The organism is Nocardiopsis sp. NPDC055824 (assembly GCF_053616335.1).
In genome coordinates, this window is the sequence record NZ_JBSHDN010000055.1 from 12,640 (window position 1) to 34,249 (window position 21,610).

Annotated in this window: 22 protein-coding genes; 5 read left to right on the top strand and 17 right to left on the bottom strand. The window is 75.3% G+C overall.

From position 1 onward, the window contains the following. Nucleotides 1–94: 94 nt before the first annotated feature. On the bottom strand, nucleotides 95–277 hold the full coding sequence (locus ACWGL3_RS13915) for a DUF397 domain-containing protein (RefSeq protein WP_267945649.1): 183 nt from the start codon (nucleotides 275–277) through the stop codon (nucleotides 95–97). Next, nucleotides 274–1,053: a helix-turn-helix domain-containing protein gene (locus ACWGL3_RS13920; RefSeq protein ID WP_267950440.1), complete on the bottom strand. Its 780-nt coding sequence runs from the start codon at nucleotides 1,051–1,053 to the stop codon at nucleotides 274–276. Before ACWGL3_RS13920 ends, ACWGL3_RS13915 begins: the two co-directional genes overlap by 4 nt. A gap of 98 nt (nucleotides 1,054–1,151) precedes the next feature. On the opposite strand from ACWGL3_RS13920, the gene ACWGL3_RS13925 reads away from it, so the two are divergent. Next, a complete protein-coding gene (locus ACWGL3_RS13925; RefSeq protein WP_267945650.1) occupies nucleotides 1,152–1,493 on the top strand; it encodes a hypothetical protein in 342 nt (113 codons plus the stop codon). A 256-nt stretch (nucleotides 1,494–1,749) separates the two neighbouring features. Beyond that, a complete protein-coding gene (locus tag ACWGL3_RS13930) occupies nucleotides 1,750–2,046 on the top strand; it encodes a twin-arginine translocase TatA/TatE family subunit (protein ID WP_267945651.1) in 297 nt (98 codons plus the stop codon). A 155-nt stretch (nucleotides 2,047–2,201) separates the two neighbouring features. Here the strand turns inward: ACWGL3_RS13930 and ACWGL3_RS13935 are convergent, their stop codons facing one another. From ACWGL3_RS13935 to ACWGL3_RS13970, 8 genes are all read right to left on the bottom strand, one after another. Continuing rightward, nucleotides 2,202–3,515: an NtaA/DmoA family FMN-dependent monooxygenase gene (locus ACWGL3_RS13935; RefSeq protein WP_452461341.1), complete on the bottom strand. Its 1,314-nt coding sequence runs from the start codon at nucleotides 3,513–3,515 to the stop codon at nucleotides 2,202–2,204. Nucleotides 3,516–3,752: 237 nt separating this feature from the next. Next, the gene (locus ACWGL3_RS13940; RefSeq protein ID WP_267945653.1) at nucleotides 3,753–4,778 is read right to left on the bottom strand and encodes an LLM class flavin-dependent oxidoreductase; all 1,026 of its coding nucleotides are present in this window, start codon (nucleotides 4,776–4,778) and stop codon (nucleotides 3,753–3,755) included. Nucleotides 4,779–4,781: 3 nt separating this feature from the next. Continuing rightward, entirely contained in the window at nucleotides 4,782–5,765 is a 984-nt protein-coding gene (locus tag ACWGL3_RS13945; protein WP_267945654.1) for an ABC transporter substrate-binding protein, read from the bottom strand. A 108-nt stretch (nucleotides 5,766–5,873) separates the two neighbouring features. Further along, nucleotides 5,874–6,626 (bottom strand): amino acid ABC transporter ATP-binding protein, encoded by a 753-nt coding sequence (locus ACWGL3_RS13950; RefSeq protein ID WP_452461347.1) that lies wholly within the window; start codon nucleotides 6,624–6,626, stop codon nucleotides 5,874–5,876. An 8-nt stretch (nucleotides 6,627–6,634) separates the two neighbouring features. Beyond that, nucleotides 6,635–7,624, bottom strand: coding sequence for an amino acid ABC transporter permease (locus ACWGL3_RS13955; RefSeq protein ID WP_267945655.1), 990 nt, complete (start codon nucleotides 7,622–7,624; stop codon nucleotides 6,635–6,637). Beyond that, on the bottom strand, nucleotides 7,621–8,319 hold the full coding sequence (locus ACWGL3_RS13960) for a GNAT family N-acetyltransferase (protein ID WP_452461342.1): 699 nt from the start codon (nucleotides 8,317–8,319) through the stop codon (nucleotides 7,621–7,623). The genes ACWGL3_RS13955 and ACWGL3_RS13960 overlap by 4 nt, the downstream gene beginning before the upstream one ends. Before the next feature lie 153 nt (nucleotides 8,320–8,472). Next, nucleotides 8,473–9,111 (bottom strand): HD domain-containing protein, encoded by a 639-nt coding sequence (locus ACWGL3_RS13965; protein ID WP_452461343.1) that lies wholly within the window; start codon nucleotides 9,109–9,111, stop codon nucleotides 8,473–8,475. 150 nt (nucleotides 9,112–9,261) lie between these two features. Continuing rightward, nucleotides 9,262–9,966 (bottom strand): TetR/AcrR family transcriptional regulator, encoded by a 705-nt coding sequence (locus ACWGL3_RS13970; protein ID WP_452461344.1) that lies wholly within the window; start codon nucleotides 9,964–9,966, stop codon nucleotides 9,262–9,264. A gap of 141 nt (nucleotides 9,967–10,107) precedes the next feature. Here ACWGL3_RS13970 and ACWGL3_RS13975 point away from each other — a divergent pair, with 141 nt between their 5' ends. The 3 genes from ACWGL3_RS13975 (at nucleotide 10,108) to ACWGL3_RS13985 (ending at nucleotide 12,957) form a co-directional block, all read left to right on the top strand. Beyond that, on the top strand, nucleotides 10,108–10,848 hold the full coding sequence (locus ACWGL3_RS13975) for an SDR family oxidoreductase (protein ID WP_267945659.1): 741 nt from the start codon (nucleotides 10,108–10,110) through the stop codon (nucleotides 10,846–10,848). Nucleotides 10,849–11,179: 331 nt separating this feature from the next. Beyond that, nucleotides 11,180–11,794, top strand: coding sequence for a hypothetical protein (locus ACWGL3_RS13980; protein ID WP_267945660.1), 615 nt, complete (start codon nucleotides 11,180–11,182; stop codon nucleotides 11,792–11,794). Next, nucleotides 11,791–12,957, top strand: coding sequence for a PrsW family intramembrane metalloprotease (locus ACWGL3_RS13985; protein ID WP_267945661.1), 1,167 nt, complete (start codon nucleotides 11,791–11,793; stop codon nucleotides 12,955–12,957). Before ACWGL3_RS13980 ends, ACWGL3_RS13985 begins: the two co-directional genes overlap by 4 nt. Nucleotides 12,958–13,011: 54 nt before the next feature. On the opposite strand, the gene ACWGL3_RS13990 is transcribed toward ACWGL3_RS13985, so the two are convergent. The 7 genes from ACWGL3_RS13990 to ACWGL3_RS14020 form a co-directional block, all read right to left on the bottom strand. After that, the gene (locus tag ACWGL3_RS13990) at nucleotides 13,012–14,052 is read right to left on the bottom strand and encodes a hypothetical protein (RefSeq protein ID WP_267945662.1); all 1,041 of its coding nucleotides are present in this window, start codon (nucleotides 14,050–14,052) and stop codon (nucleotides 13,012–13,014) included. Nucleotides 14,053–14,314: 262 nt separating this feature from the next. Continuing rightward, nucleotides 14,315–15,106, bottom strand: a complete 792-nt coding sequence (locus ACWGL3_RS13995) for a dihydrofolate reductase family protein (protein WP_452461345.1) — start codon at nucleotides 15,104–15,106, stop codon at nucleotides 14,315–14,317. An 82-nt stretch (nucleotides 15,107–15,188) separates the two neighbouring features. Further along, entirely contained in the window at nucleotides 15,189–15,878 is a 690-nt protein-coding gene (locus ACWGL3_RS14000) for a hypothetical protein (protein WP_452461348.1), read from the bottom strand. A gap of 16 nt (nucleotides 15,879–15,894) precedes the next feature. Then, on the bottom strand, nucleotides 15,895–16,755 hold the full coding sequence (gene folP / locus ACWGL3_RS14005) for a dihydropteroate synthase (protein WP_267945665.1): 861 nt from the start codon (nucleotides 16,753–16,755) through the stop codon (nucleotides 15,895–15,897). Further along, on the bottom strand, nucleotides 16,749–17,771 hold the full coding sequence (locus ACWGL3_RS14010) for a glucosyl-3-phosphoglycerate synthase (protein WP_267945666.1): 1,023 nt from the start codon (nucleotides 17,769–17,771) through the stop codon (nucleotides 16,749–16,751). Before ACWGL3_RS14010 ends, folP begins: the two co-directional genes overlap by 7 nt. 230 nt (nucleotides 17,772–18,001) lie before the next feature. Further along, nucleotides 18,002–18,919 carry a carbohydrate kinase family protein gene (locus ACWGL3_RS14015; protein ID WP_267945667.1) on the bottom strand — a complete coding sequence of 306 codons (918 nt, stop codon included), beginning with the start codon at nucleotides 18,917–18,919 and terminating at the stop codon, nucleotides 18,002–18,004. Nucleotides 18,920–19,035: 116 nt separating this feature from the next. Continuing rightward, on the bottom strand, nucleotides 19,036–20,799 hold the full coding sequence (locus ACWGL3_RS14020) for a hypothetical protein (RefSeq protein WP_452461346.1): 1,764 nt from the start codon (nucleotides 20,797–20,799) through the stop codon (nucleotides 19,036–19,038). Nucleotides 20,800–21,610: the final 811 nt, after the last annotated feature.

A 21,610-nucleotide genomic window follows, 5' to 3' on the forward strand; every position in this document is an offset into this window, starting at 1 on the left:
GGCATACCGGCCGCCGCCGGGCCGCGCTCCGCGCTCCTCCGGGGCGCGTTCCCGCCCCCGTGCGCGGCTGGGTGGGGCCGGGCCGCGGGCCGCCTCAGACCCGCCGCCGGGCCGCCTGCGAGCAGCCGAGGAACACCCGCCACTCGTCGGCGGGAAAGGACAGGAACCCCGCCTCCCGGTTGCGGGCGTCGCGCACGTCGGCCCCGCTCTCGTGCTCACGGGCCTCCACGCAGTGGGACCCGCTCTCGGAGTAGGTGGACTTGTGCCAGGCGTTCACAGCATCCCCCGCAGGAACTCGACCGTGTGGCTCACGGGAAGTGCCATGCTCAGCGCGTCGCGGACCTTCCTCTCCAGGACGGCCGTCTCGGAGGGCTCCTGGTGCACGAAGTTTCCCCCTCCGTGGTCCGAGGACGCAATGACCGTCCCGTCGCGCAACCTGTACACCTGGACCGGCGCAACCGATGCAAGGTACAGGGAACCGTTCGGGAACACCTGTACGGAAGTCCGGCCGCGCGCCACCATGTGCAGGAGCGACTCCGCCTGCTCCTTCCTGACCGCTTCCGGCATCCATTCCAGTGCGAACTGCGGAAAAACCGCGGTGATCAGAGGATTGTTCCTTCCGACCAGCGCCTCGTGCCTACTCACCCGCAATTGCGACAAACGCTCTATTTCGTCGTCCGACTCGGTCGGACGCCCCGCACGGAACACCTCGCGCGCATAGGACAGGCACTGCACCAGCCCCGGAACGACCGACACCGTGACCGTGTCGATCGTCAACGCCTCGTTCTCCAGGTCCCCCAGCGACCGCATGAACGACGGGATCTCCGCCCCGGCCACCTCCAGGCGCCACTCCCGCAGCAGCGCCCCGTTGCCGCCGAGCAGGTCGCTCAGCTGCTTCACCCTGTCCTGGCGGGGGCGCGCCTTGCCGCTCTCCCACCGGGACAGGGTCGAGGCGGCGACACCGGAACCGAGCCTCTGGGCCAACTGGCGCTGCGTGTAGCCGTTCAATTCACGCGCCTTACGCAGAGATGTCCCGAAAATATTTGCACCCATGGTGGAAATTGAAGCACCGCGGTGCACATTCGACCACACGGACAGGGAGAAATTCCTATCGCTGGTGCGGCGAGGGGCTTCTCCACGATGCTGGGGACATGGACCGAACGAACCTGAACACGGACGTGTTCGCCAGGGCGGCAGAGGCCTTCATGGACCTGAGGGGGCTCGCCTTCACCGTCGAGTGGCGGCGCTTCCCCTGGACCCCCGGGGCCGAGGTCGACCGGGCCCTGGTGGGGCCCGCCTACCTGGGCAACGTCTCCATCGGCCTCAAGAACGGCTTCAGCTGGGGCTACCAGGACCGCGACGGCACCTGGCGCTACGTCCACCGCGACCGCCTCCACCTGCTGGTGGACTCCGTCGTCGAGCACCGCGCCGGCCACGCCCCGCCCCTCCCCCGCCGCAGCGACCGCCGGGTGGGCGGGGAGCACCGGGGCTGACGGGCGGGGCCCGGGAACGCACGGCCGTGGGAGCGCGCCCGCGCCCACGACCGCGACCGGGCACGGGCCCGCCCGGACGGACCGGACTCCGGCGGCCGGGAAACCGGACGTCGGGAGGCGCCCCGGCGGGACCACAGGACGCCCCCGGAGCCGCGACCGGCGGAGACGGGTCTACCATCGATCCGTCACGCCCGGACCCGCGCCCTGCCGCGGCAGGGCGCAACGGTACTACGGGAATCCACCTGAGGAGCCACACATGGGTATCGGAGCACGCGAGATCCTGGTTCTGCTCGTCATCGCGCTCCTGCTGTTCGGCGCGAAGCGTCTGCCCGCCCTCGCCCGCTCGCTGGGGCGCAGCGCACGCATCCTGAAGACGGAGCTCAAGGCCACCGACACCGGCGGGCAGCCCGGCGCGGACGCGGACCCCGGGACCGACCGCGCCCGGGAGTCGGACTCCGGCCCGTCGCCCCGGCAGGCCGTGGCGCACGCCGCGGCGCCGACCGGCCCTCCCCTGGAGGGCACGGTCGTCAGCCACCGCTCCGCCGACAGGTAGGAGCGGTTCCCGCCGCCCCGGCACGGGGTCGGTGCTCCCGGGGCGGGGCGCGGGAGGCCTCCGGGCGGCGCGCGGGCGAAGGGTGCGCGCACGGCCCGGAGGGGCCTCGGACGGTCTCCCCTCCAGGTGCGGGCGCCACCGCGGGGAGCGCGGGGTCAGCGGGGCGGGAGCCCCAGGTTCTCGCGGAGCGTCGCGCCGGTGTACTCGGCGCGCAGCGCGCGGCGCTCCTGGAGCAGGGGCACGACGCGGTCCACGAACTCGTCCAGCCCTCCCGGTGTGATGTGGGGGACCAGCACGAACCCGTCACTGGCGCGTTCGCGCACGTGCGTGACGATGTCCGCGGCCACCGACTCCGGGGTGCCCACGAACGTCTGACGCGCGGACACCTCCACGACCAGGTCGCGGATGTTCAGCCGCTTGGCCTCGGCCAGCTCCCTCCACTCGCGCACCGTGGCCGCGGGGTCGCGGACCAGCCTGGTGCGGCCCCGGGTGATGCCGGTGTCCCCGGCCACCGGGTCGGCGTCCGGCAGCGGACCCTCCGGGTCGTGGTCGGACAGGTCCCTGCCCCAGACCGATTCCAGGAACCGGATCGCGGTCTGCCCGCTCACCTGCTGGTAGCGGACGTGCAGCGCCTTCTCGTCGGCCTCGGCCGCGGTGTCGCCGACCGTGTACGTGACGCCGGGCATGATCAGCAGCGACTCCGGATCGCGCCCGTGGGCCCTCACCCTCCGCTTCACGTCGGCGTAGAACGCCTTGCCCTCCTCGAACCCGCCGTGCCGGGAGAAGACGACGTCGGCCGAGGCCGCCGCGAAGTCCCGCCCCTGCGGGGAGTCCCCCGCCTGGATGACGACCGGCTGTCCCTGCGGCGCCCGCGGCAGGGTGGGCCGCGCCTCGATGTCGAAGAACCGGTCGTGGTGGCGGGCCGTGCCGGCCCCCGTGCCGCCTGCGCCCTCCCCCGCCGCGTCCCAGAACGCGCGGACGGCGCGCACGAACGAGGAGGCGCGCTCGTAGCGGTCGGCGTGGTCGAGGTAGCCGCCGCGCCGGAAGTTCTCGCCGGTGAAAGCGTCGGAGGAGGTCACCGCGTTCCACGCGGCGCGCCCCCCGCTCAGGTGGTCCAGGGTGGCGAGCTGGCGGGCGAGCTCGTAGGGCTCGTTGTAGGTGGTGCTGAGGGTGCCCGCCAGCCCGAGGTGGTCGGTCACCGACGCCAGTGCGGCGAGGACCGTGAGCGTGTCCGGCCGCCCCACCACGTCGAGGTCGTGGATCAGTCCCTGGTGCTCCCGCAGGCGCAGCCCCTCGGCCAGGAAGAGGTAGTCGAACCGTCCCCGTTCGGCGGTGCGCGCCAGGTGCTCGAACGAGGAGAAGTCGATCTGGCTCAGCGACGCCGGGTCGCTCCACACCGTCGTGTTGTTCACGCCCGGGAAGTGCGCGACCAGCCGCACCTGCCGGACCTCGGACTCACTGTCGCCCATCACGTTCTCCTTCGTCCGTCTGCGCCGTTCCCGCCCCAGCGGTCGTCCCCGCGCTCCGGCCGCGCCGGAGGCGCCGGGCCCTCCCGCGGCCCGGGACCTGCGTCCCGGCCGGGGGCGCGGCCCCCTTCCCCGCGCAGGCCTCCGGCTCCCGCGGCGGCGGGATCGGGCTCACCCCGAGTTCCAGTCCCATCCCGTACCGGTGTGCGGCCGCCTCGCCGTCCCCGGGCCCCGCCCCGCTCACGCGGGCGCGTAGCGGTTGGCGGGACGGGGCAGGCCGAAGCGGGCCCTCAGGGTGTCCTCGGCGTACTCCCCCCGGAACGCGCCCGACGCCCGCAGCAGCGGCAGCACCCGCTCCGCGAACACGGGCAGGTCCGCGGCGGCCGAGGAGGGCCTGACCGTGAACCCGTCCACGACCCGCCCCCACTCCAGGAGGGTCTCGGCCAGCGCCCCCGGGGAGCCGGTGTGGGTCAGCCCCGACAGCGCCCGCGAGGGTCCGGGCCGGTCCGGGTCGAGGAAGACGTTCACGTCGGCCAGCACCGGCACCCGTTCCGGGTCGCGCCCCGCCTCCGCCACCGCCTCGCGCACCCGGGCCCGGGACGCGCGGGCCCCGCCCAGGGTGGCGGGGGCCACGAGCACCACGTCGGCGGTGGTCGCGGCCGCGCGCAGCGACGGTTCGCCGTCGGCGCGCACCACGACCAGCGGGTGCCCCTGAGGCGGGCGCGGGGTGATCGAGGGGCCGCGCACGCTCCAGCCCGGGCCCTCGAAGTCCACGTAGTGCAGCCTCTCCCTGTCGACGAACCTCCCGGTGGCGGTGTCGCGGATCTCCGCGTCGTCCTGCCAGCTGTCCCACAGCCGCGAGGCGACGTCGGCGACCGCCTCCGCCTCCGCCCAGAGTGCGGCGTCCGGGGCGGTCCCCCGGCGCCCGACGGCCCGCGCGTCGGCCTCCGTGCGCGACACCTCCACCCGCCAGCCCGCCCGCCCCAGGCTCGCGTGGTCCAGGGAGGCCACCGCCTTGGCCACGTGGAACGGCTCGGTGTGGGTGGTGGTGACCGTCGGCACCAGGCCGATCCTGCCGGTCAGCGGGGCGACGGCGGCCAGGGTGAGGAGGGCGTCGGGCCGGTCGGCCCCGGTGAGGGAGTCGTCCAGCGCCACGAAGTCGAGGGCGGCCTCCTCGGCGAGGCGCGCCGCCCCGGCATACGAGGCGAGGTCGAACGGGTCCTCCACGCCGTCGAGGGCGGCGCCGATGTGCAGTGGGTAGGGCATGGTTCAGCTCCTGGGAAGGCCGGGCGGGTTGGTCTCGGACTCGGTGACGGCCTCGCCTCCGACGGCCCAGCGCTCCAGCGCCTCCTGGTACTCGCCGCCCTCGATGACGTGGTCGAGGGCGGCTTCCAGCGCCGCGACGAGGCCGTTGTCCTTGAGGGTCATCGCGGCGATCTCGGCCCTGATCTCACCGCCGCCGGAGACGGTGCCGACGATCTCGGTCTCCTCGGCGACCTCGACGTGGTAGGCGGCGCTGGGTGTGGGGCCGAGGTAGAGGTCGATGCGCCCGGACCGGAGGGCGAGGTAGTAGTCGCTCGAGTTCTCGTAGTACTGGAGGTCGAGGGGCTCCAGCCCCGCCTCCCGGTTCTGCTCGTCCCAGCGCAGGAGGATCTCCTCCTGGTTGGTGCCGGAGCTGACCGCGACCGAGAGTCCTGCCACGTCCTCGGGCCCGGCGACCTCCCCGATGCCGCTGTCGACGCTGCTCTCGAAGGAGACGGTGTCCACCCGGTAGGTGGCGAAGTCGTAGAGGTCCTTGCGCTCCTCGGTGACGGTGACGTTGGATAACGCGGCGTCGAACCGTCCGCTCTCCACGGAGAGGAAGAGGTTCTCCCAGCCGGTCGCCTCGGGGACGTACTCCAGGTCCAGGACGTCGGCGACGAGCTGGGCGACGTCGGTCTCCACCCCGATGACGGTCTCGTCGTCGTCGGCGTAGAACGCCAGGGGCGGCGCCCCGCCGCTGGAGTGGCCCACGTTCAGCTCACCGGACGCCCGGATCCCGTCGGGGACGAGCGCGGCGATCTCGGGAACGGCCTCCGCCCGGACCCGGTCCTGGTCGGGGGTGAGGTTGAAGGGGCTCCCCTCCCCCGCCCCGTCCGCCGCGGCGGCGCCCTCCCCGGGGTCGGCGCACGCGCTGAGGGCCAGGGAGAGGGCCGCGAGGGCGGCCAGAACGGCGGGGGCCCTCGTGGAGGGGGCGGGGGTCGGGGTCGGCATGGGGCTCCTCGGGGGGGGCGGGTCCCGTGTTCGGACGGGAACGGGCGGCGGGAGGACGGCGGTGTGCGGTGCGGGCGGTGGGGGTGGGGCACGGGACCGCCCCACCGGTCAGAGGACCTTGTCGAGGAAGGCCCGGGTGCGCTCGTGGCGGGGCGCGTCCAGCACCTGCGCGGGCGGCCCGGACTCCACGACCCGTCCCCCGTCCATGAACACGACGGTGTCGGCGACCTCGCGGGCGAACCCGATCTCGTGGGTGACGACGACCATCGTGGTCCCGGCCGCCGCGAGGTCCCGGATGACGTCGAGGACCTCGCCCACCAGTTCGGGGTCGAGGGCGCTGGTGGGCTCGTCGAAGAGCAGGACCTTGGGGCGCAGGGCCAGGGCCCGGGCGATCGCGACCCGCTGCTGCTGGCCTCCGGAGAGCCGCCGCGGGTGGACGTCCGCCTTGTCGGCCAGCCCCACCCGGTCCAGCAGGGCACGAGCCTCGGCCTCCACCTCGGCGGCGGGGCGCCGGAGCGCGAACCGGGGGGCCTCCACGACGTTCTCCAGGGCGGTCAGGTGGGGGAACAGGTGGAAGTTCTGGAACACGAAGCCGATGGCGGTGCGCTGGCGCAGGATCTGCCGTTCCCTGAGCTCGTGCAGGACGCCGCGGCCGCGGCGGTAGCCGATGAGCTCGCCGTCGACGGCGACGTAGCCGCGGTCGGCGCGTTCGAGGTGGTTGACGCAGCGCAGCAGGGTGCTCTTGCCGGAGCCCGAGGGGCCGAGCACGGCGGTGACGTGCCCTGCCCCGACGGTCAGGTCGACGCCGCGCAGCACCTCCAGGGCGCCGAAGCTCTTGTGGACGCCGCGCACCTCCACCATGGGAGTGCTCACGGGGTTCCTCCTCTCGGCGCCGGTCCGCCGCGCGCCGTCCGGCGGGCGAGGGCCTCCCCCGCCGAGCGGAGCCGCTGGAGCGGTGTGGGCGGCAGGACGCGCACGGAGCCCTTGGCGTAGTGGCGCTCGACGTGGAACTGGGCGACGGACAGCAGCGTGGTCAGGACGATGTACCAGAGGGTCGCGACCATGAGCAGGGGCACCACGTCGCCCGTCCGGTTGTAGATCACCTGCACGCGGTAGAAGAGCTCGCCCAGCGCCATCACGTACACCACGGAGGTGCCCTTGAAGAGGCCGATGACCTCGTTGCCGGCGGTCGGCATGATCGTGCGCATGGCCTGGGGCAGGATGATCCGGCGGACCTGGCGCCCCCGCGGGAGGCCGAGCGCGGCGGCGGCCTCGCGCTGGCCCTGGTCGACGGAGAGCACGCCGGAGCGGACGATCTCCGCCGCGTAGGCGGCCTGGTGCAGGGCCAGTCCCAGGACCGCCGCCGTCATGGGGCTGATGAGCTCCATGGTGGGAAAGGTGACGAACGCCGGGCCGAACGGGATCCCGAAGGACAGCCGGTCGTACAGGATCGCCAGGTTGTACCAGAACAGCAGCTGGACGATGAGGGGGATCGACCGGAACGCCCACACGTAGACCCAGGCGACCCCGGCCAGCAGGGGGCTCCGGGAGAGCCGCATGAGGGCGAGGACGCCGCCGATCGCGAAGCCGATGACGGTGCCGTAGACCGTGAGCCGGACGGTCAGCCAGAGGGCGTTGAGGATCGACTCGGCGAACATGTACTCGGCGACGACGTCCCACTTCCACGCCGGGTTGGTGACGAGCATGTTGAGGAACATCGCGGCCAGGACGGCGACGACGGCTCCGGCCGCCCAGCGCAGGGGGTGGGGTGCGGGCCGGACGGGGAGTCCCGCCAGGTCCACCGGGTCGCTGCCGCCGCCGGCGGGCGGGGCGGCCTCTGCGGTCGTCGGGGCGCTCACCTCCCGTCCCCCCTCCGGAAGGGGCCCGTGCAGGAGTGGAGGGGGCCGCGGCCGGGTGCGGCGGGAGGGACGGGCCGCGGGGCGTCCTCGGCGGTGCGCGCCGTCCGCGGGGCCGGGGTCGGCCGGTCCGGGGCGGCGCGCCGGGCCTCCGGACCGCGCGCCGCGGTTCCCGTCCCCGGGTGCCACGGGCGCTGCGGGAACGGGGGCAGCTCCTTGCCGAAGGCGAGGGGTCCGACGCTCTCGGGGTCGGCCGCGACGTCGAAGCCCGGCGTGTACCCCGCGGCGAGGTAGAGCCCGCGCGCCTCGGGCTGGCGCGGCCCGGTGGTGAGGTGCACGCGCCCGTACCCGGCCGCGGCGGCGGCCCTCTCCAGGGCGGCCAGGACCAGGCGCGCGTAGCCGCGCCGCCGGTACGCCGAGGCGGTCCACATGCGCTTGACCTCGGCCGTCCGGTCGTCGTAGCGGCGGAAGGCGCCTCCGGCGACGGGCCGCCCGCCCAGGAGGAGCAGCAGGAGCAACCCGTGCGGCGGGGCGAAGTCGGAGACCGGGAACCGGGTCATCTCGTCGCCCGCCGCGCTGCCGTAGCGCGCGGTGTACTCGCGGCGGAGCTCGTCCACCAGCGGTGCGGCCAGGGGATCGTCGATGCGCGCGGCCCGGAGGACGGTGGTCTCCGGCGGCGCGGGCCGTTGTGGACCCATGGGCGGCCTCGCTCTCGCTGTCGTGCGGCCCGTGGGGGCGGGGCTCGGGCCGCCCTCGAATTCTCTTTCCCACAAAACCCATATGTCAAGTAGGAAAAGTAGGCATAGAGGGCCGGCGCCCGCGCCGGGGCGACCCCGGGAGGCCGCCCCGGCTCACTCCGCCCACGGGCTGCCCAGGACGGCCTCCACGAAGTCGTCCCGCACGAAACCCGGGACGTAGTGGGCGAGCACGTCGGCGTTGACGGTGCCGAGGACGGTGCGCGGCCGGTGGGCGTTGCCGTGTGTGAACTCCGCCAGGATGCGCCGCTTGAAGTCCGGGCGCGGGTGCGCCCCGGTGACGGCGCCGATGTCGTCCGCTGCCAGGTCGTTGAGGCCCAGCCCCAGGACGTCGGTCTCCACCCCGGCGGTCACCAGGGCGATCTCGGGTTCGAGGAACTCCGGCACGCCGGGCGTGGTGTGCAGGGCGATCCCCAGCCACACCTTGCGCGCGTCGCCCTCCGAGCACCCGTGGTCCAGCAGGAACGCCCGCGCGGCGTCGGCCCCGTCGACCTCGAAGCGCCGGTCCGCGCTGCCGTACCCGGCGGTCAGCCCCAGGTCGTGGAACATCGCGCCGACGTAGAGGAGTTCGGGGTCGGCCTCGATCCCGCGGCTGCGCCCCTGGAGCGCGCCGAAGAGGAAGACCCTGCGCGAGTGGTGGAACAGGAGGTCGTCCACGGCGCCGCGGACCAGCGCGGTCGCGTCGCGGACGAGTTCGGTGTCGGGTACGGCCACTCCGGCGACGGTCTCGGCCATGTCGGTCCTCTCGGGTCGGGGCGCTCCTGCCCATCGTGATCCCGTCGGGAACCCCGCGCCACGTCCGCGCGGACGTGTCGCCCGCCGATCGCCGGAGCGGCCCCGCGGTCCGGCCGGGGACCTCCGCTCCCGCGCGCCCCCGCCCGGGGGCTACGCGCGGGGGGCGCCCGCGGCGATGCGGTCGAGCCATTCGCGCAGGAGGACCGACTCCGCGCCGGTCAGCGCGTCCGAGCCGTCGGACAGCAGGGCGGCCAGCCGCAGAGCGGCGGCGCCCGCCCCCGGCTCCGCGGGGTCGTCGTCCCCGGGGACGGGGTCCTCGGTGAGCAGGCCGGCGAAGACGGCGTCGCGGACGCGGTGGGACAGGCCGGGGTCGGTGTAGACGTCGGGCTGGCTGACCATGCTCAGGGCGACGCCGACGTTGGCGGACATGATCGCCTGGGCGGCGCGGTGGGGCCCGACCCGCAGGCGACCGGCCGCCGCACAGCGGACGAGGGTCCGCTCCAGCAGGGAGAACGCCTCCTTCGACGCACCCGGCACCTGCGCGAGGTGCGGGGAGAACATCAGCCGGTAGACGGCCGGGTGGGCCAGGGCGAAGCCGTTGTGCGCGTCCCATCCCCGGCGCAGGTCCGCGACGGGGTCCTCCGTGTGCCCGGCCGAGCGCTTGGCGCCCAGGTAGCGCTCGAAGCCGTAGTCCACGAGCGCGCTGAGCAGACCGTTCTTGTCCCCGAAGAGCCGGTAGAGGACGGGGGCGCCCACACCGACGGCCTCGCACACCGCCCGGGTCGCGATGTCCCGGTCGGGCGAGTCGTCGAGCAGGCGTTCGGCCGCTTCGAGCATCTGCGTGCGCGTGTCCACGTGCCGAGGATAGCCACTCCGCGCACCCGCGCGCCCTCCTGGCGATACCAGTGTTACGTAAAACACGTATCTCGGGTACGCTTCTGATGTTATCGTCGATAACAGGAAATCGGAACACCGATACAAGCCAGGGGAAGCACCATGGACACCCAGAACACCCACCGGGTCGCCCTCGTCACCGGGGCCTCCGGCGGCATCGGGCGCGCCGTCGCCGAACGCCTCGCCCGCGACGGGATGTCCGTCGTGGTGCACTACGCGGGAAACGCCGGACGCGCCGAGGAGACCGTCGCCTCCATCACCGGCCGGGGCGGCCGGGCCCTCGCGGCCCGTGCCGACGTCGCCGACGCCGACCAGGTCGAGGCGCTCTTCGACACCGCGGAGAGGGCCTTCGGCGGGGTGGACGTCGTGGCCCACACGGCCGGGGTGCTCAGGCTGGCCCGGGTCGCGGAGCAGGACCTGGACGACCTCGACGACCTCCTGCGCACCAACGTGCGCGGCACGTTCGCGGTCGCCCGCGAGGCGGCCCGCCGCGTCCGCAGGGGAGGAGCGGTCATCACCTTCTCGTCCTCGGTCGTCAAGCTCGCCTTCCCCGGCTACGCGGGGTACGCGGCGAGCAAGGCCGCCGTGGACGCCCTCACCCCGGTCCTCGCCGGCGAACTGCGGGGACGCGACGTCACGGTCAACGCCGTCGCCCCCGGCCCCACCGCCACCCCGCTGTTCCTGGAGGGCAAGGACCGGGAGACCGTCGACCGGCTCGCCGCCCAACCCCCGCTGGAGCGCCTGGGCCTGCCCGAGGACATCGCCGAGTCGGTCGCCTTCCTGGCCGGCCCGGGGCGCTGGATCAACGGCCAGACCGTCTACGCCAACGGCGGCATCGCCTGACCCCCGGCGGCCCCCGGCCCGGGCGTGCGCGGACCCCGCACCGCCCGGGGACGGGCGCCCCGGCGGCGCGCGAGGCGGAGCCGGCGGCGGGCAGTCGGCGGACCCGGTCCGGGCGGACCCGCCATGGCCCGAAGCGGCCAGGAGAGCGGCGGGCAGACCCGGCCCGGAGAGGCGGCCACGGCCGGACCCACGGGCCCGTTTCGCCCAGGAAGCTCCGTGATTGGTGAAATCGCCGTAAACGTGCGCCAAGTCGCCCGTGGGCCGCCCCGCACCGCACCCCCGGGTGTTTCGCTGGCGGTGAGGGTTCACCGTGAGCGACGGAGGGGGCGCCATGACGGAGGCGACAGGGGACGGCCCGCGCGCGCAGGAGCGCGGATCCCTGAGCAACTGGGTCCCACTGGGGCTGGCCGCCGCCGCGGTCGCCGCCCTCGTCGTGGGCTGGCCGCTGGTCAACGCGCTCCTGCCCGGCTCGGAGACCGTCCCCTCCGGCGAACCCGTGACCGTCGGCGCCGCGGGGGAGTACCGGGCGTCCCTGACCTTCCCCCAGGACGGCTGGCTCCTGGACACCGGCGCCAGCCAGGCCGGGCAGGTCTACCGTTTCGACCGCGGCCCCGTGCAGCTGACGCTCAACTCCGTCACCCCCACGACCTCGCCGCCGCCCACCGCCGAGGAGCTGTGGGACGGCATGCGCCGGGTCGCCCGCGCGGGCGAGGCGTCGGCACGGCTGAGCGAACCGGAGGCGATCTCGACCGAGGACGGGGCCGAGGGGCTGACAGGCACCCTCAAGAGCGACTCCCAGCAGGGCGCGGCGGTCGTCTACCCCTCCCCCGACGGCCGCTTCGCCGTGGAGATGACGCTCGCCGGGCAGGACGCGACGACGGCCGACCTCGCCGCGGTCGCCGACGTCGTCCGGTCCGTCTCGTTCACCAGGGAGGGAGCCGCATGAACCACGCACCCGACGACCGGCCCGCCCCGGCCGCCACCGACCGGGGGACGGTGCCGTCCCCACGCCGTTCGCCCCACACCACTCCGGGCCCCCGGCGCGTCCCCGCGCCGCGGCCCGGCGACGGGGGGTCCGCGCGCGGCCGGCGGCTGCCGGCCCTGGCCTCGCTCGTCCTGATCACCGTGCTGTGCCTGGCCGGACTGCTCTACCTGGCGCTGCAGATGGCGCTCCCCGTGCGGGCCTTCCTCCCCGAGGCGCTCCTGGCCGCGGCGCTCGGCATCGTGACCCTGGCCTTCGGGTTCTGGGTGCTGCGCCGCATCCGCCCCGTGCGGGAGCCCGACGCGGACGCGTCCGTGGTCGCGGTGGCCTGGGGCCTGTTCGCGGCGACCGGCGCCGGCGTCGTCGCCAACGGCGGCCTGGGGGCGGTCTGGGCCAAGGGCCTGGGACTGGACCTGGCGGGGGTCTGGGGCGCCGCGCTGACCGCGCCGCTCAACGAGGAGGTGCTGAAACTGGCGGGGATCGTGCTCGTCGCGGTCGCCTTCCCGACCTCCGTGCGCGGGCCCGTGGACGGTTTCGCGATCGGCTCCCTGGTGGGCCTGGGGTTCGAGGTGACGGAGAACTTCATCTACTCGATGAACGCGGTGCTCATGGCGGGCGGGACCGGCGGCCTCGCCCCCGTGGTGCAGACCGCCGTCATCCGGGTGGGGCTGACCGGCCCGGGATCCCACTGGGCGATGTCGGCCGTCGCGGGCACCGCCGTCGGCCTGCTCGCCGCGGTGGGCTGGCGGCCGAGGACCCGCCGGGCGGTGTGCGCCGCCCTCCTGGTGGCGCTCGCGATGGCGCTGCACTGGCTCCTGGACGCGCCCCTGTTCAGCGGTGTCCTCGGCGTCCTGGCCAAGGTCGCCGTCATCTTCGCGACGACGATGGCCGTGTACCTCACCGTGCGGCGCGCCTACCGGCGCCGGGTGCGCGACGCGCTGGGCTCGGAGGCGGAAGAGCTCGGGATGCGCAGGTCGGCGGCCGTGGCCCTGGCCACGCGGCACGGGCGGCGGCGCGAACTCCAGCGGGTCGCGCAGCCGGAGCAGCCGGCCGTCTGGGACCGGCAGGACCGGATGGTGCGGGCCGCCGAGGACCGGGCCGCGCTGTACGCCGGACACTCCGTCTGACCCGGCCGCACCGCCGTCCCGCTTCCGTGCGGACGCGGGGCGGCGGGGCGGAGGTCAGGCCGTGCCGGGCCCGCCTGACCGGGCACGGTGTGCGGCGACCGCGTACACGGCCGCTCCGAGCAGGACGACGACCGCCGCGAGCCCACCGCCCAGCCCCAGGGTGAGCGCGTCGGGCTGGAACAGTGCCTGCCCGCGCAGCGCCTGGTGGGTGAGGAGCGCGAACGACCCGGCGTAGCCCGCACCGGCCACGACCACCAGCGCCGTGCGCACACCCTCCCCCTTCAGCACCGGAACCCTCCGCGACGCCGCGGCCAGGCCCAGCGCCACCAGTGGCACGACCTGCATCCCGTGCAACCCGACGAAGTGCGGCACGCGCAGATCGCCGCTCTCCGCGTTCCACCCGGTCACGGGAGCGCCCTCGCCGCCGTCCGGGGCACCGACGCTGTGCGCGCCCATCGTCTGCAGTTCGACGCCGGACTCCTCCGCCCGGTGCTGGTCCGGCGTGGGCTGAGTCATCATCGGCCCGATCGCCATCCCCGCCACGCACAGGAACACCCCCAGGCGGATCGCCCAGGACAGGGGCCGGTCGACCCGCTTCTGGACCAGGAGCAGGAGACCGATGGCCAGGGTGCCGAGCAGCAGCACGACCGCGCCGTTGCCCATCATCTGCTGGACCGCCGCGTCGAACTCGGTGGAGAAGTTGAAGTGGCTGCGCGTCCCCCTCCCGGCCTGGAGGAAGATCGCGACCGTCTCCACCAGACAGGCGGCCGCCACAGCCGTGCCCAGGACCCACAGGGTGCGGCGCCAGCGCGGGAACAGGCTGAACATCCAGGCGAGGGTGAGGCAGTACAGGCCGAAGGAGACCGCGAACTTGAACGGCTTGAGCCAGACGGACTCCCCCAGGAGCGTGCGGCCGTCGACGACCATGCCCACGCACGTGGCGAGGGCGAGCAGTCCGCACAACGCCGCGAAGCACACGAGCGGCCGGTGCCACCGGCGGGGCACGTCCGGCGGGGACGGGGCCTCCGGCGGGCCGGGGGCCTCCGGGGCCGGACCGGAAGCGGGGGTAGGAGCGGGGGAGAACGTGCTGTTCATCAGGGTCTTTCCGGGAGAAGAGGTCGACGGGACGAGTCTTCCGAAGCCCCTTCGGCCTCTCAATCCTGCTCACACCACTCCGATCCGGGACCCACCCCCACCCCGCGGTGGTGGACGCACCACCGCGCGGGCGGCGCCCTTCCGGCGAGGTCCGTCCTCCGCGGACCCGCACCCCTGCCACCACGCGGGCGGCGTGAGCGCACACGCGCGAGCCGTCCCTCCGCGCGGCCGGAGACACCGCACGCGGGCGGCGGGGCCGAGGTCAGGCCCCGGGGCGGGTCCAGCGCTGGAGCAGCGTGCCCTCGGACTCGATCAGCACCCGGGGCGCGAACAGGCGGTCGGCGACGGCGCCCACGGCGATGCGCTGCTCGGCGCCGCCCGCCAGGGCGGGGACCACGGTGAGGCACAGCTCGTCCAGCAGTCCGGCGGCGGCCACGTCGGCGAGCAGGCGCGGACCGCCCTCGCACAGGACCCGGGGCAGACCGCGCGCGGCCAGCGCCCCGACGGCGGCGGGCAGGTCGACGGAGTCGCCGCCCGCCACCAGGACCCGGTCCGCGCCCAGGGTCCTCCGGGCCAGCCCGATCGCCTCGGCGCCCGCGGCCGCGCAGGTCACCATCAGCACGCCGCCCCGGTCCCCGTCGGCTCCGCCCCCGGGGTCCGCCGCGAGCAGCGGCGGCACCGCGGCCGTCCGGCTGACCACGGCCAGTTCGGGGCAGGCCGCACGGCCCCCGGCAACGGCGCGCGCCGCCCGGTCCCCGGTGCGGGGGCGCGGGCGCCGGTACCCCTCGACGCGGGCGGTTCCGGCCCCGACCAGCACGACGTCGGCCAGGTCGCGGAGCAGCGTGTACACCAGCCGGTCGGCGGGGGTGTTGATGGTCCCCGTCCGACCGTCGCCGCCCGCCGCCGCGCCGTCCAGGGTCGCGACCATGTTCGCCCGCACCCAGGGGCGGCCCGTCCCGCCCGGGTGGGCGTAGAGCCCCTCCAGCGCCGCCGCGTCCAGGCGTTCGCCCGGGGCGGCGACCCCGGGCAGGGCGTCGTTCAACAGCAGGCGCACGACGGTGCCTCCGGGGTCTCGGCTCCCTGGCGGGTCGTCGCCGCGCTCGGGGAGGAGCCGTGGACGGCGGGCGCCGCGCGGCTCATCCCGTCCCGCGCAGCCACGTCGCCACGAAGTACATGACGCCGAACGGGTCGTCGGCGTAGAGGAGCTCTGGCCGCACCAGGGTCCCGCTGAAGGCCACCGCGTGCCCCATGACCTGGAACGCCGCCCGGCCCGCCACCATCAGCTCCTCCGCCGGCCCGGGGTCCAGACCGAGGAGGCCGGTCCAGTCCCCCACCGCCAGCGACCGGCGGATCCCCTCGTCGAAACCGAAGGCGCGCTCGTCCAGGTACCCGGGGGCCCTGAGCCCGCGCCGGGCCCCGCCGTCGCCCATGACGAGCAGGCCCACCCGGCCGCTCCGCCCGGCGATCCGCGCCCCCGCGGCCTCCGTCTCGGCGGCGGACGCGTCCCAGGCCACCGTCAGCATCTCCACCGGCCCGGAGTACCCGGCCCCGTCGAGCAGCCGGCGTGCCACGCCCAGGCTCAGCGGCAGCGCCCGCTCCCGGGGCGCCCGCTCTCCCGTCCCGCCGAACCCCCGGACCGGCACCGCGCCCCCGGCGTGCTCGCCCGGGGCGTCGTGCCCGCCGACCACCACGACCACGTCCGGTGCGAGTGCGGTCAGCGCCCCCAGGGCCTCCGTGCACGCCTTGCGCAGCTCGGCAGCCACGTCCTGGCCCCCGGTGAGCTCGCGCAGCAGCAGGGGCGGATGCGGGCAGACCACGGTTCCCACGATCAAGGACGACTCCTCACGCCAGCCCCCGCACGGTGCGCGCAGGGGGTCGGACCCCGCGGATGGCGGCGACCATGTCGAGCACCTGCCGGGTCTCCACCACCTCGTGGACCCGGTAGACCTGCGCGCCCAGCCAGGCGCACACCGCGGTCGCCGCGAGCGTCCCGGTCAGGCGCTCGCCCACCGGCAGGTCGAGGGTCTCGCCGACGAAGTCCTTGTTGGACAGCGACACCAGCACCGGCCACCCGGTCGAGGTCATCTCGCCCAGGCGCCGGGTCAGCTCCAGGGAGTGCCAGGTGTTCTTGCCGAAGTCGTGCGCCGGGTCGATGAGGGCCGACGCCGGGTCCACCCCCAGGGACACCGCGCGCTCGGCCAGGGCGACGGTGCGGTCGACGGCGTCGCGCACCACGTCCTCGTAGTGCACCCGGTGCGGCCGGGTGCGCGGGGTGACGCCCCCCGTGTGGGTGCACACCAGGCCGACGCCGAACTCGGCCGCGACCTCCGCCAGCCCCGGGTCGTACCCGCCCCAGGCGTCGTTGAGCAGGTCGGCCCCCGCCTCGCACACCGCCCGGCCCACGGACGCCCGCCAGGTGTCCACGCTGATGACCAGGTCGGGGAACTCGGCCCGGACCCCGGCCACGAAGTCCACGATCCGGCGCTTCTCCTCGTCCGCGCCGATCTCCTCCCCCGGGGCCGCCTTGATCCCGCCGATGTCCACGATGTCGGCGCCCTCGTCGACGACCCTGCGCACGCGCTCGAACGCGGGACCGTCGTCCCAGGTGGCGCCCTTGTCGTAGAAGGAGTCGGGTGTGCGGTTGACGATCGCCATGACCAGCGCCGTGTCCGCGCCGTACTCCCGGCCCCGCAGTCTCAACACCGGCCGATCACCCCCTCCAGTCCGTCCGGGAGCACCGCGCGCCCGGTCCCGCCGCCCGCCCGCGGCTCCTGCGCCCCCACATCGGCCGCCGGCGGGCGCTCCACGACGCTGACCTCGGTCGCGAGAGGCGCCCCCCGCCCCTCCCCGGAGCCGAACTGCCGGAGCTCGACCCGGTCGGAGACCCGGTCGAGGCCGGAGCGGCGGTCGGCTACCGCGAGGAGTTCGGTGGCCATGGCCCCCAGGTCGCGCAGCGACTGGTGCCTGTGGGCCCGGCGCCCCAGGTCCACCTGGGCGACGGCGTCCACGCCGCGCCGCAGGTGGGTGTCGACCAGGACGGCGAGTTCGACGCCGTAGCCGGTCGGCACGGACAGCTGGGAGAACAGGTCCCGGCGCACGGCCCACTCCCCCGACAGCGGCTGCACGACACCCGAGAGCGCGGGCCAGCGCAGGGCGATGGTGGGGCGGGCGACGAGTTCGGTGACCCGGCCGCCCTCGTAGGAGACCTCGCCCCCGGCGCCCCCGCCGTCCCCGGACAGGTCCAGGACGCGGTCGTAGAAGCCCTTGACCAGGGACACGCCCGGCTGGGTGAGCAGGGGGCCGAGCAGCCCGGACACGAAGTGGGTGCCCCACTCGACGAGGTCGGCGTCCAGGAAGGCGACGATGTCGCCGGAGGTCACGAACTGGGACTTCCACATCGCCTCGCCCTTGCCCCGGTGGTGGCCGAGGTCGGGCCGGACGTCGCCGACGCGGTGGACGGTCGCTCCGGCCTCGCGGGCCACGGCGGCCGTGTCGTCGGCGGAATCGGAGTCCATGACGACGATCTCGTCCAGGAGGGGCGCGTCCTCCACCAGCTCCCGGCGGACCCGGGCGACGATCCCCCCGACGGTCTCGGCCTCGTCGCGCGCCGGCAGCACCAGGCTGACCGTGCCGCGCCCCCGGTGTTTGAGTTCGACCAGCCGCTCGACCGACCAGTCCGAGGACCGGTACGTGCGACGTCCGAACCACGCGTTCTCCACTGAAGCCTCCCCAGCGGCCAACCCTAGGGCACGTTCCGTGCGGGGGACCGGCCAGGACGTGAATTCGGGTGTGAAATCCCCGCGCTCTGTGACGGGTGGCTCACGGGGGGCCGGTGCGGCGGGCGCGACCCGTCGGCGGAGGCCGCGCTCCCTTCGGGCCGGACGCCCGCGCGCCCGGTCCGCCAGCGGGGGCACCCCCGTGCGGAGCGGTCGGGCCCGCTCAGTACGGTTCAGGGGCGCGCGGCGGCGACCAGCCGCTCCATGCCGTCGCGGTCGACGAAGTCGCTGTGGGTCCCCGCGCTCCCGCACGTGAAGGCCCCGGCCACGGAGCCGGCCAGCACGCACTCCTCCACCGGGGCGCCGCCGAGATAGGCGTGCAGGAACCCCGACACGAAGGCGTCCCCCGCCCCGTTGGTGTCCACGACGGGGCGCTCGGGCCGCACCGCGGGGAAGTGCCGGGGCCCCTCCTCGCCGCGCACGAGCACGTGGCAGCCCTCGGCCCCGTCGGTGGCCACGGCCAGGCGGGCGCGGCCACGGTCCAGGATGCCGCGCAGCACCTCGCCGACCCGGTCGCGAACCGTCGCCGCGCTCATGAACACCAGGTCCGAGCGCAGGGCGTAGTGCAGGTGGTGGGGGTTCTCCCCGTCCCAGTCGTGCAGGTCGGTGGAGCTGGTGGCCTCCAGCCCCTCCAGGTCCTCGTACACGTCGCGGTTGTGGTTGACGATGGACAGGTGCACGTGGGCGGCGCGCTCCAGGTGGGGCAGGTAGAACTCGCGGGGCAGGCGCAGGTCGGCGGGGTGGCGGCCGTCGTAGAAGGAGAAGCGCCGCCCCCCGGGGTCCACCAGGTTGATCCCGCGGGGGGTGCCGTGCGGGGAGACGACGTGCTCGAAGTCCAGGCCGAGTCCGGCGTAGCGCTCCAGGACCATGCGGCCCTGGACGTCGTCCCCGAGGAAGTCCACGAACTTCACCGCCAGACCCAGCGCGTGGCAGCCGAGCGCCACCCCGTTCCCGGTGTGGCCCACGTAGTCGTGCGCCGGCGGGACGGACACGGAGTCGCCCGGGGGCACCTCCAGGGCGTCGACGCGGACGACGGTGTCCACCCCGGCGCCGCCCACCACCAGGACGTCGTGGACGGGTGCGGTCGCCATGCTGCCTCCAGGGTGTTCCGTGTCGGGGGTCCGGGTCTGCCGGGGCCCGGCCGCCGGAGCCCGGGCGGGTCTTCGGGGAGGGGTTCCCGGTATGCCGGGAACACTCTTCCACAGCCTCAGGGGACGAGCCCCTCCACCCGGTCGGCGCCCTCCGCGTGGACGGCCACCGCCCCGGGGACGGCGACCAGGTCGAGGCTCTTGTAGTCGTACTCGCGGCCGCGGGGGTCGCGCACGCCCACGGGGACGCCCTCCGCCCCCTCCTCGGTGACGCTGTCCCCGAAGGGCACCACCATGATGTCGGGGACCGTCCCGCTGGAGAGGCCCGTCCATGCCATGCGCGGGAGCAGGACCGCGTCGGCCAGGGGGAGGACCACTCCTTCGGCCCCCGAGCCGAGGACGTAGTCCGTCACCTCCGCGGTGCCCGCGCCGAGCACCCGGACCCTGAGCACCTCCTCCTCGGTCCAGTCGTCCACACGGACCACGGCCCCGCCGGTGTCGGCGAGCAGCACGTCGTCCTCGAAGACGGACACGTGCTCCGACTCCCGTGCCTCCTCGGGCAGTGCGGCGACCTCCTCCCCCGAGTCCAGGTCGAGGAACGCGGGCGGATGGTGCCTGCTTCCGCCCCAGCGGGTCAGCAGGACCACGGGGGCTCCCCCGCCCGTCGGAGGCACGCTCAGGAAGGGGACCTTCTCCCCCTCCGCGGTCTCCCACTCGTGCCGCCAGACCTCGGTGCCGTCCCCGGCGTCCAGGCCGACGACCGCGTACGTGCCCGCGCCTCCCCCCTCCGGCACGAGGCACGCGTGGACGAAGACGACACGGTCCCCCGCCATCCGCGCCTCGTCCCCGAGGCAGTTCCGACCGGGAACGCCGGCCGGGGTGTGGGACCACAGCTCCTCGCGTCCGTCGACCGAGCGGCCGGACAGGGCGGGGCCGTCCCAGCGCAGGCGCAGGCCGGCGTTCCAGCCCGCGTACTCCTCCCGGTCCTCCTCGGAGAGCGCGAACCGGCCGGCGACCTCTCCGGTCCCCGGGTCCAGCAGCACGGTGACCGGGTCCGCGGGACCGGCGGCGTCCCCCTCCGGGGCCTCCGTGTACGTGACGTACGCCCCGCCGTCGACGGCGCCGCCCGCCACACCGTCCGCGTACGGGAGCCGGTAGCTCCACAGCTCCTCGCCCGTCGCCCCGTCCAGGGCGACCACCCCGTCGTCCAGGACGACCAGCGCTCCGCGGCTGCCGCGGACCACGTCCTGGATCCGCGCAGCCGGGGGCGGGTTCCAGGTCCACCCCACCCGTGTGACCGTCGGCGGCTCCGGAGCGGGGCCCCCCGGCCCGGCCACGGTGTGCAGCACGGACGGGAGCACGGCGACAGGGACGAGGGCCCCGGCGACCGCCGCGGCCAGGACCCCGGCGGGGAAGCCCAGCAGCAGGCGGCCCCACCGCCGGGGCGAGGGCCACGTGGGGGCGGCCGCCAGCAGGAGGCCGCCCAGGGAGGTGAGGCAGAGGGCGAGCCACAGGACCGTCGCGCGCTGGGAGGGGGCGTAGGTCTCCGGTGCGCCCGCGGTGGCGAGGAAGGCGTCGCGGGGGAAGGCCGTGAAGGCCAGGAACGCCAGGCCCGCCGAGACCGCCGCCAGCACGGTGACGGCCCACCCTCGCACGGGCAGGTCGCCCTCGTCGAGCACACGCACCGCCATGCGGGCCGCCCAGGCCAGGAGCACCGCGGCCAGGAGCGGCACCAGGAGCCAGACGCCGGCGACCTCTTCGCGGGGCGCGCTCCGGAGCCCGCCGAAGAAGCCCCACACCGCCAGGGCGGCCGCGCCCGCCAGCAGCCCGAGTCCGGCCCAGGCGACGACGCTCCTGACCCGTCGGCCGGGGGTCTCCGGCACAGGTGGCGCCTCCGGCTCCCCCGGTCCGGCGAACCGGGCGCCCTCCCCGAGCCGCCGGGGCTCCGTGGACGCCCCGGGGACCACTCCCCTCCGGGGCTCCGCGGGGTCCTGTGCGGTCCCAGGGCCCTCCGGCCGCTCGTCGCCGTTCACTCGTGCTCCTCGCCCGGTTCCCTCGCGCGCTCGCGTCCGCGCCGTCCGCCATGCCGGACGACAACCTAACGGAACGCCCCGCGCGGGGGGGCTCCGGCCCGGGCGCCCACGGACCGGGCCCGGGGGGCGCGGGCCTCCAGGGGTCGGGGCCCGGCGGTCACACGGGCACGCGCCCTCACCCCGCGGCGGTGCGGTCCGCGTCGTCCGGCCCCGGGCCAGGGCGGCGGCGAGCAGTGCGCCCTCCGCCCCGTCGCGCCGGTCCTGGACGCCCGCCGTGTGCTCTCCCACCGGGGCGCCGTAGCGGCCCGGGGAGATGTCGCCCCCGCCCGCACCCGCCCTGGAGACAGCACCGCACGCACCGTTCCGGAGACAGTGGGAACGCCGACAGGAATCCGCGATCCCCGCACCGCATTCCCGCGAAAGAGCCCGGAAACCACACGAGAACCCCCACGAGGGTGAATACCGGATGCGGACGATCCATCCTTTTCCAGGTTCTGATCCGCACAGGCCCGGAAGACGGCCCCCTCCCCTCTCCACCCCTCCGGAACCACGCGCCGACACCGGTGTGCGCCCCGTTCAGTGCCGGACGGAGGCAGGACGGCGCGGCGGCGGGCCCGCGCGCGGGGGTGCGGCCCCGGGCGCGGCCCCGGGGCACCCCCCC

Excerpts from the sequence above, each read along its gene's own strand:
- ACWGL3_RS14015 (WP_267945667.1), bottom strand. The coding sequence starts at position 18,919 with ATGGCGACCGCACCCGTCCACGACGTCCTGGTGGTGGGCGGCGCCGGG.
- ACWGL3_RS13935 (WP_452461341.1), bottom strand. The coding sequence starts at position 3,515 with ATGGGCGACAGTGAGTCCGAGGTCCGGCAGGTGCGGCTGGTCGCGCAC.
- ACWGL3_RS13975 (WP_267945659.1), top strand. The coding sequence starts at position 10,108 with ATGGACACCCAGAACACCCACCGGGTCGCCCTCGTCACCGGGGCCTCC.
- ACWGL3_RS13930 (WP_267945651.1), top strand. The coding sequence starts at position 1,750 with ATGGGTATCGGAGCACGCGAGATCCTGGTTCTGCTCGTCATCGCGCTC.
- ACWGL3_RS13940 (WP_267945653.1), bottom strand. The coding sequence starts at position 4,778 with ATGCCCTACCCACTGCACATCGGCGCCGCCCTCGACGGCGTGGAGGAC.
- ACWGL3_RS13980 (WP_267945660.1), top strand. The coding sequence starts at position 11,180 with ATGACGGAGGCGACAGGGGACGGCCCGCGCGCGCAGGAGCGCGGATCC.
- ACWGL3_RS13920 (WP_267950440.1), bottom strand. The coding sequence starts at position 1,053 with ATGGGTGCAAATATTTTCGGGACATCTCTGCGTAAGGCGCGTGAATTG.
- ACWGL3_RS13925 (WP_267945650.1), top strand. The coding sequence starts at position 1,152 with ATGGACCGAACGAACCTGAACACGGACGTGTTCGCCAGGGCGGCAGAG.
- ACWGL3_RS13950 (WP_452461347.1), bottom strand. The coding sequence starts at position 6,626 with ATGGTGGAGGTGCGCGGCGTCCACAAGAGCTTCGGCGCCCTGGAGGTG.
- ACWGL3_RS13965 (WP_452461343.1), bottom strand. The coding sequence starts at position 9,111 with ATGGCCGAGACCGTCGCCGGAGTGGCCGTACCCGACACCGAACTCGTC.
- ACWGL3_RS13945 (WP_267945654.1), bottom strand. The coding sequence starts at position 5,765 with ATGCCGACCCCGACCCCCGCCCCCTCCACGAGGGCCCCCGCCGTTCTG.
- ACWGL3_RS13985 (WP_267945661.1), top strand. The coding sequence starts at position 11,791 with ATGAACCACGCACCCGACGACCGGCCCGCCCCGGCCGCCACCGACCGG.
- ACWGL3_RS13990 (WP_267945662.1), bottom strand. The coding sequence starts at position 14,052 with ATGAACAGCACGTTCTCCCCCGCTCCTACCCCCGCTTCCGGTCCGGCC.
- ACWGL3_RS13960 (WP_452461342.1), bottom strand. The coding sequence starts at position 8,319 with ATGGGTCCACAACGGCCCGCGCCGCCGGAGACCACCGTCCTCCGGGCC.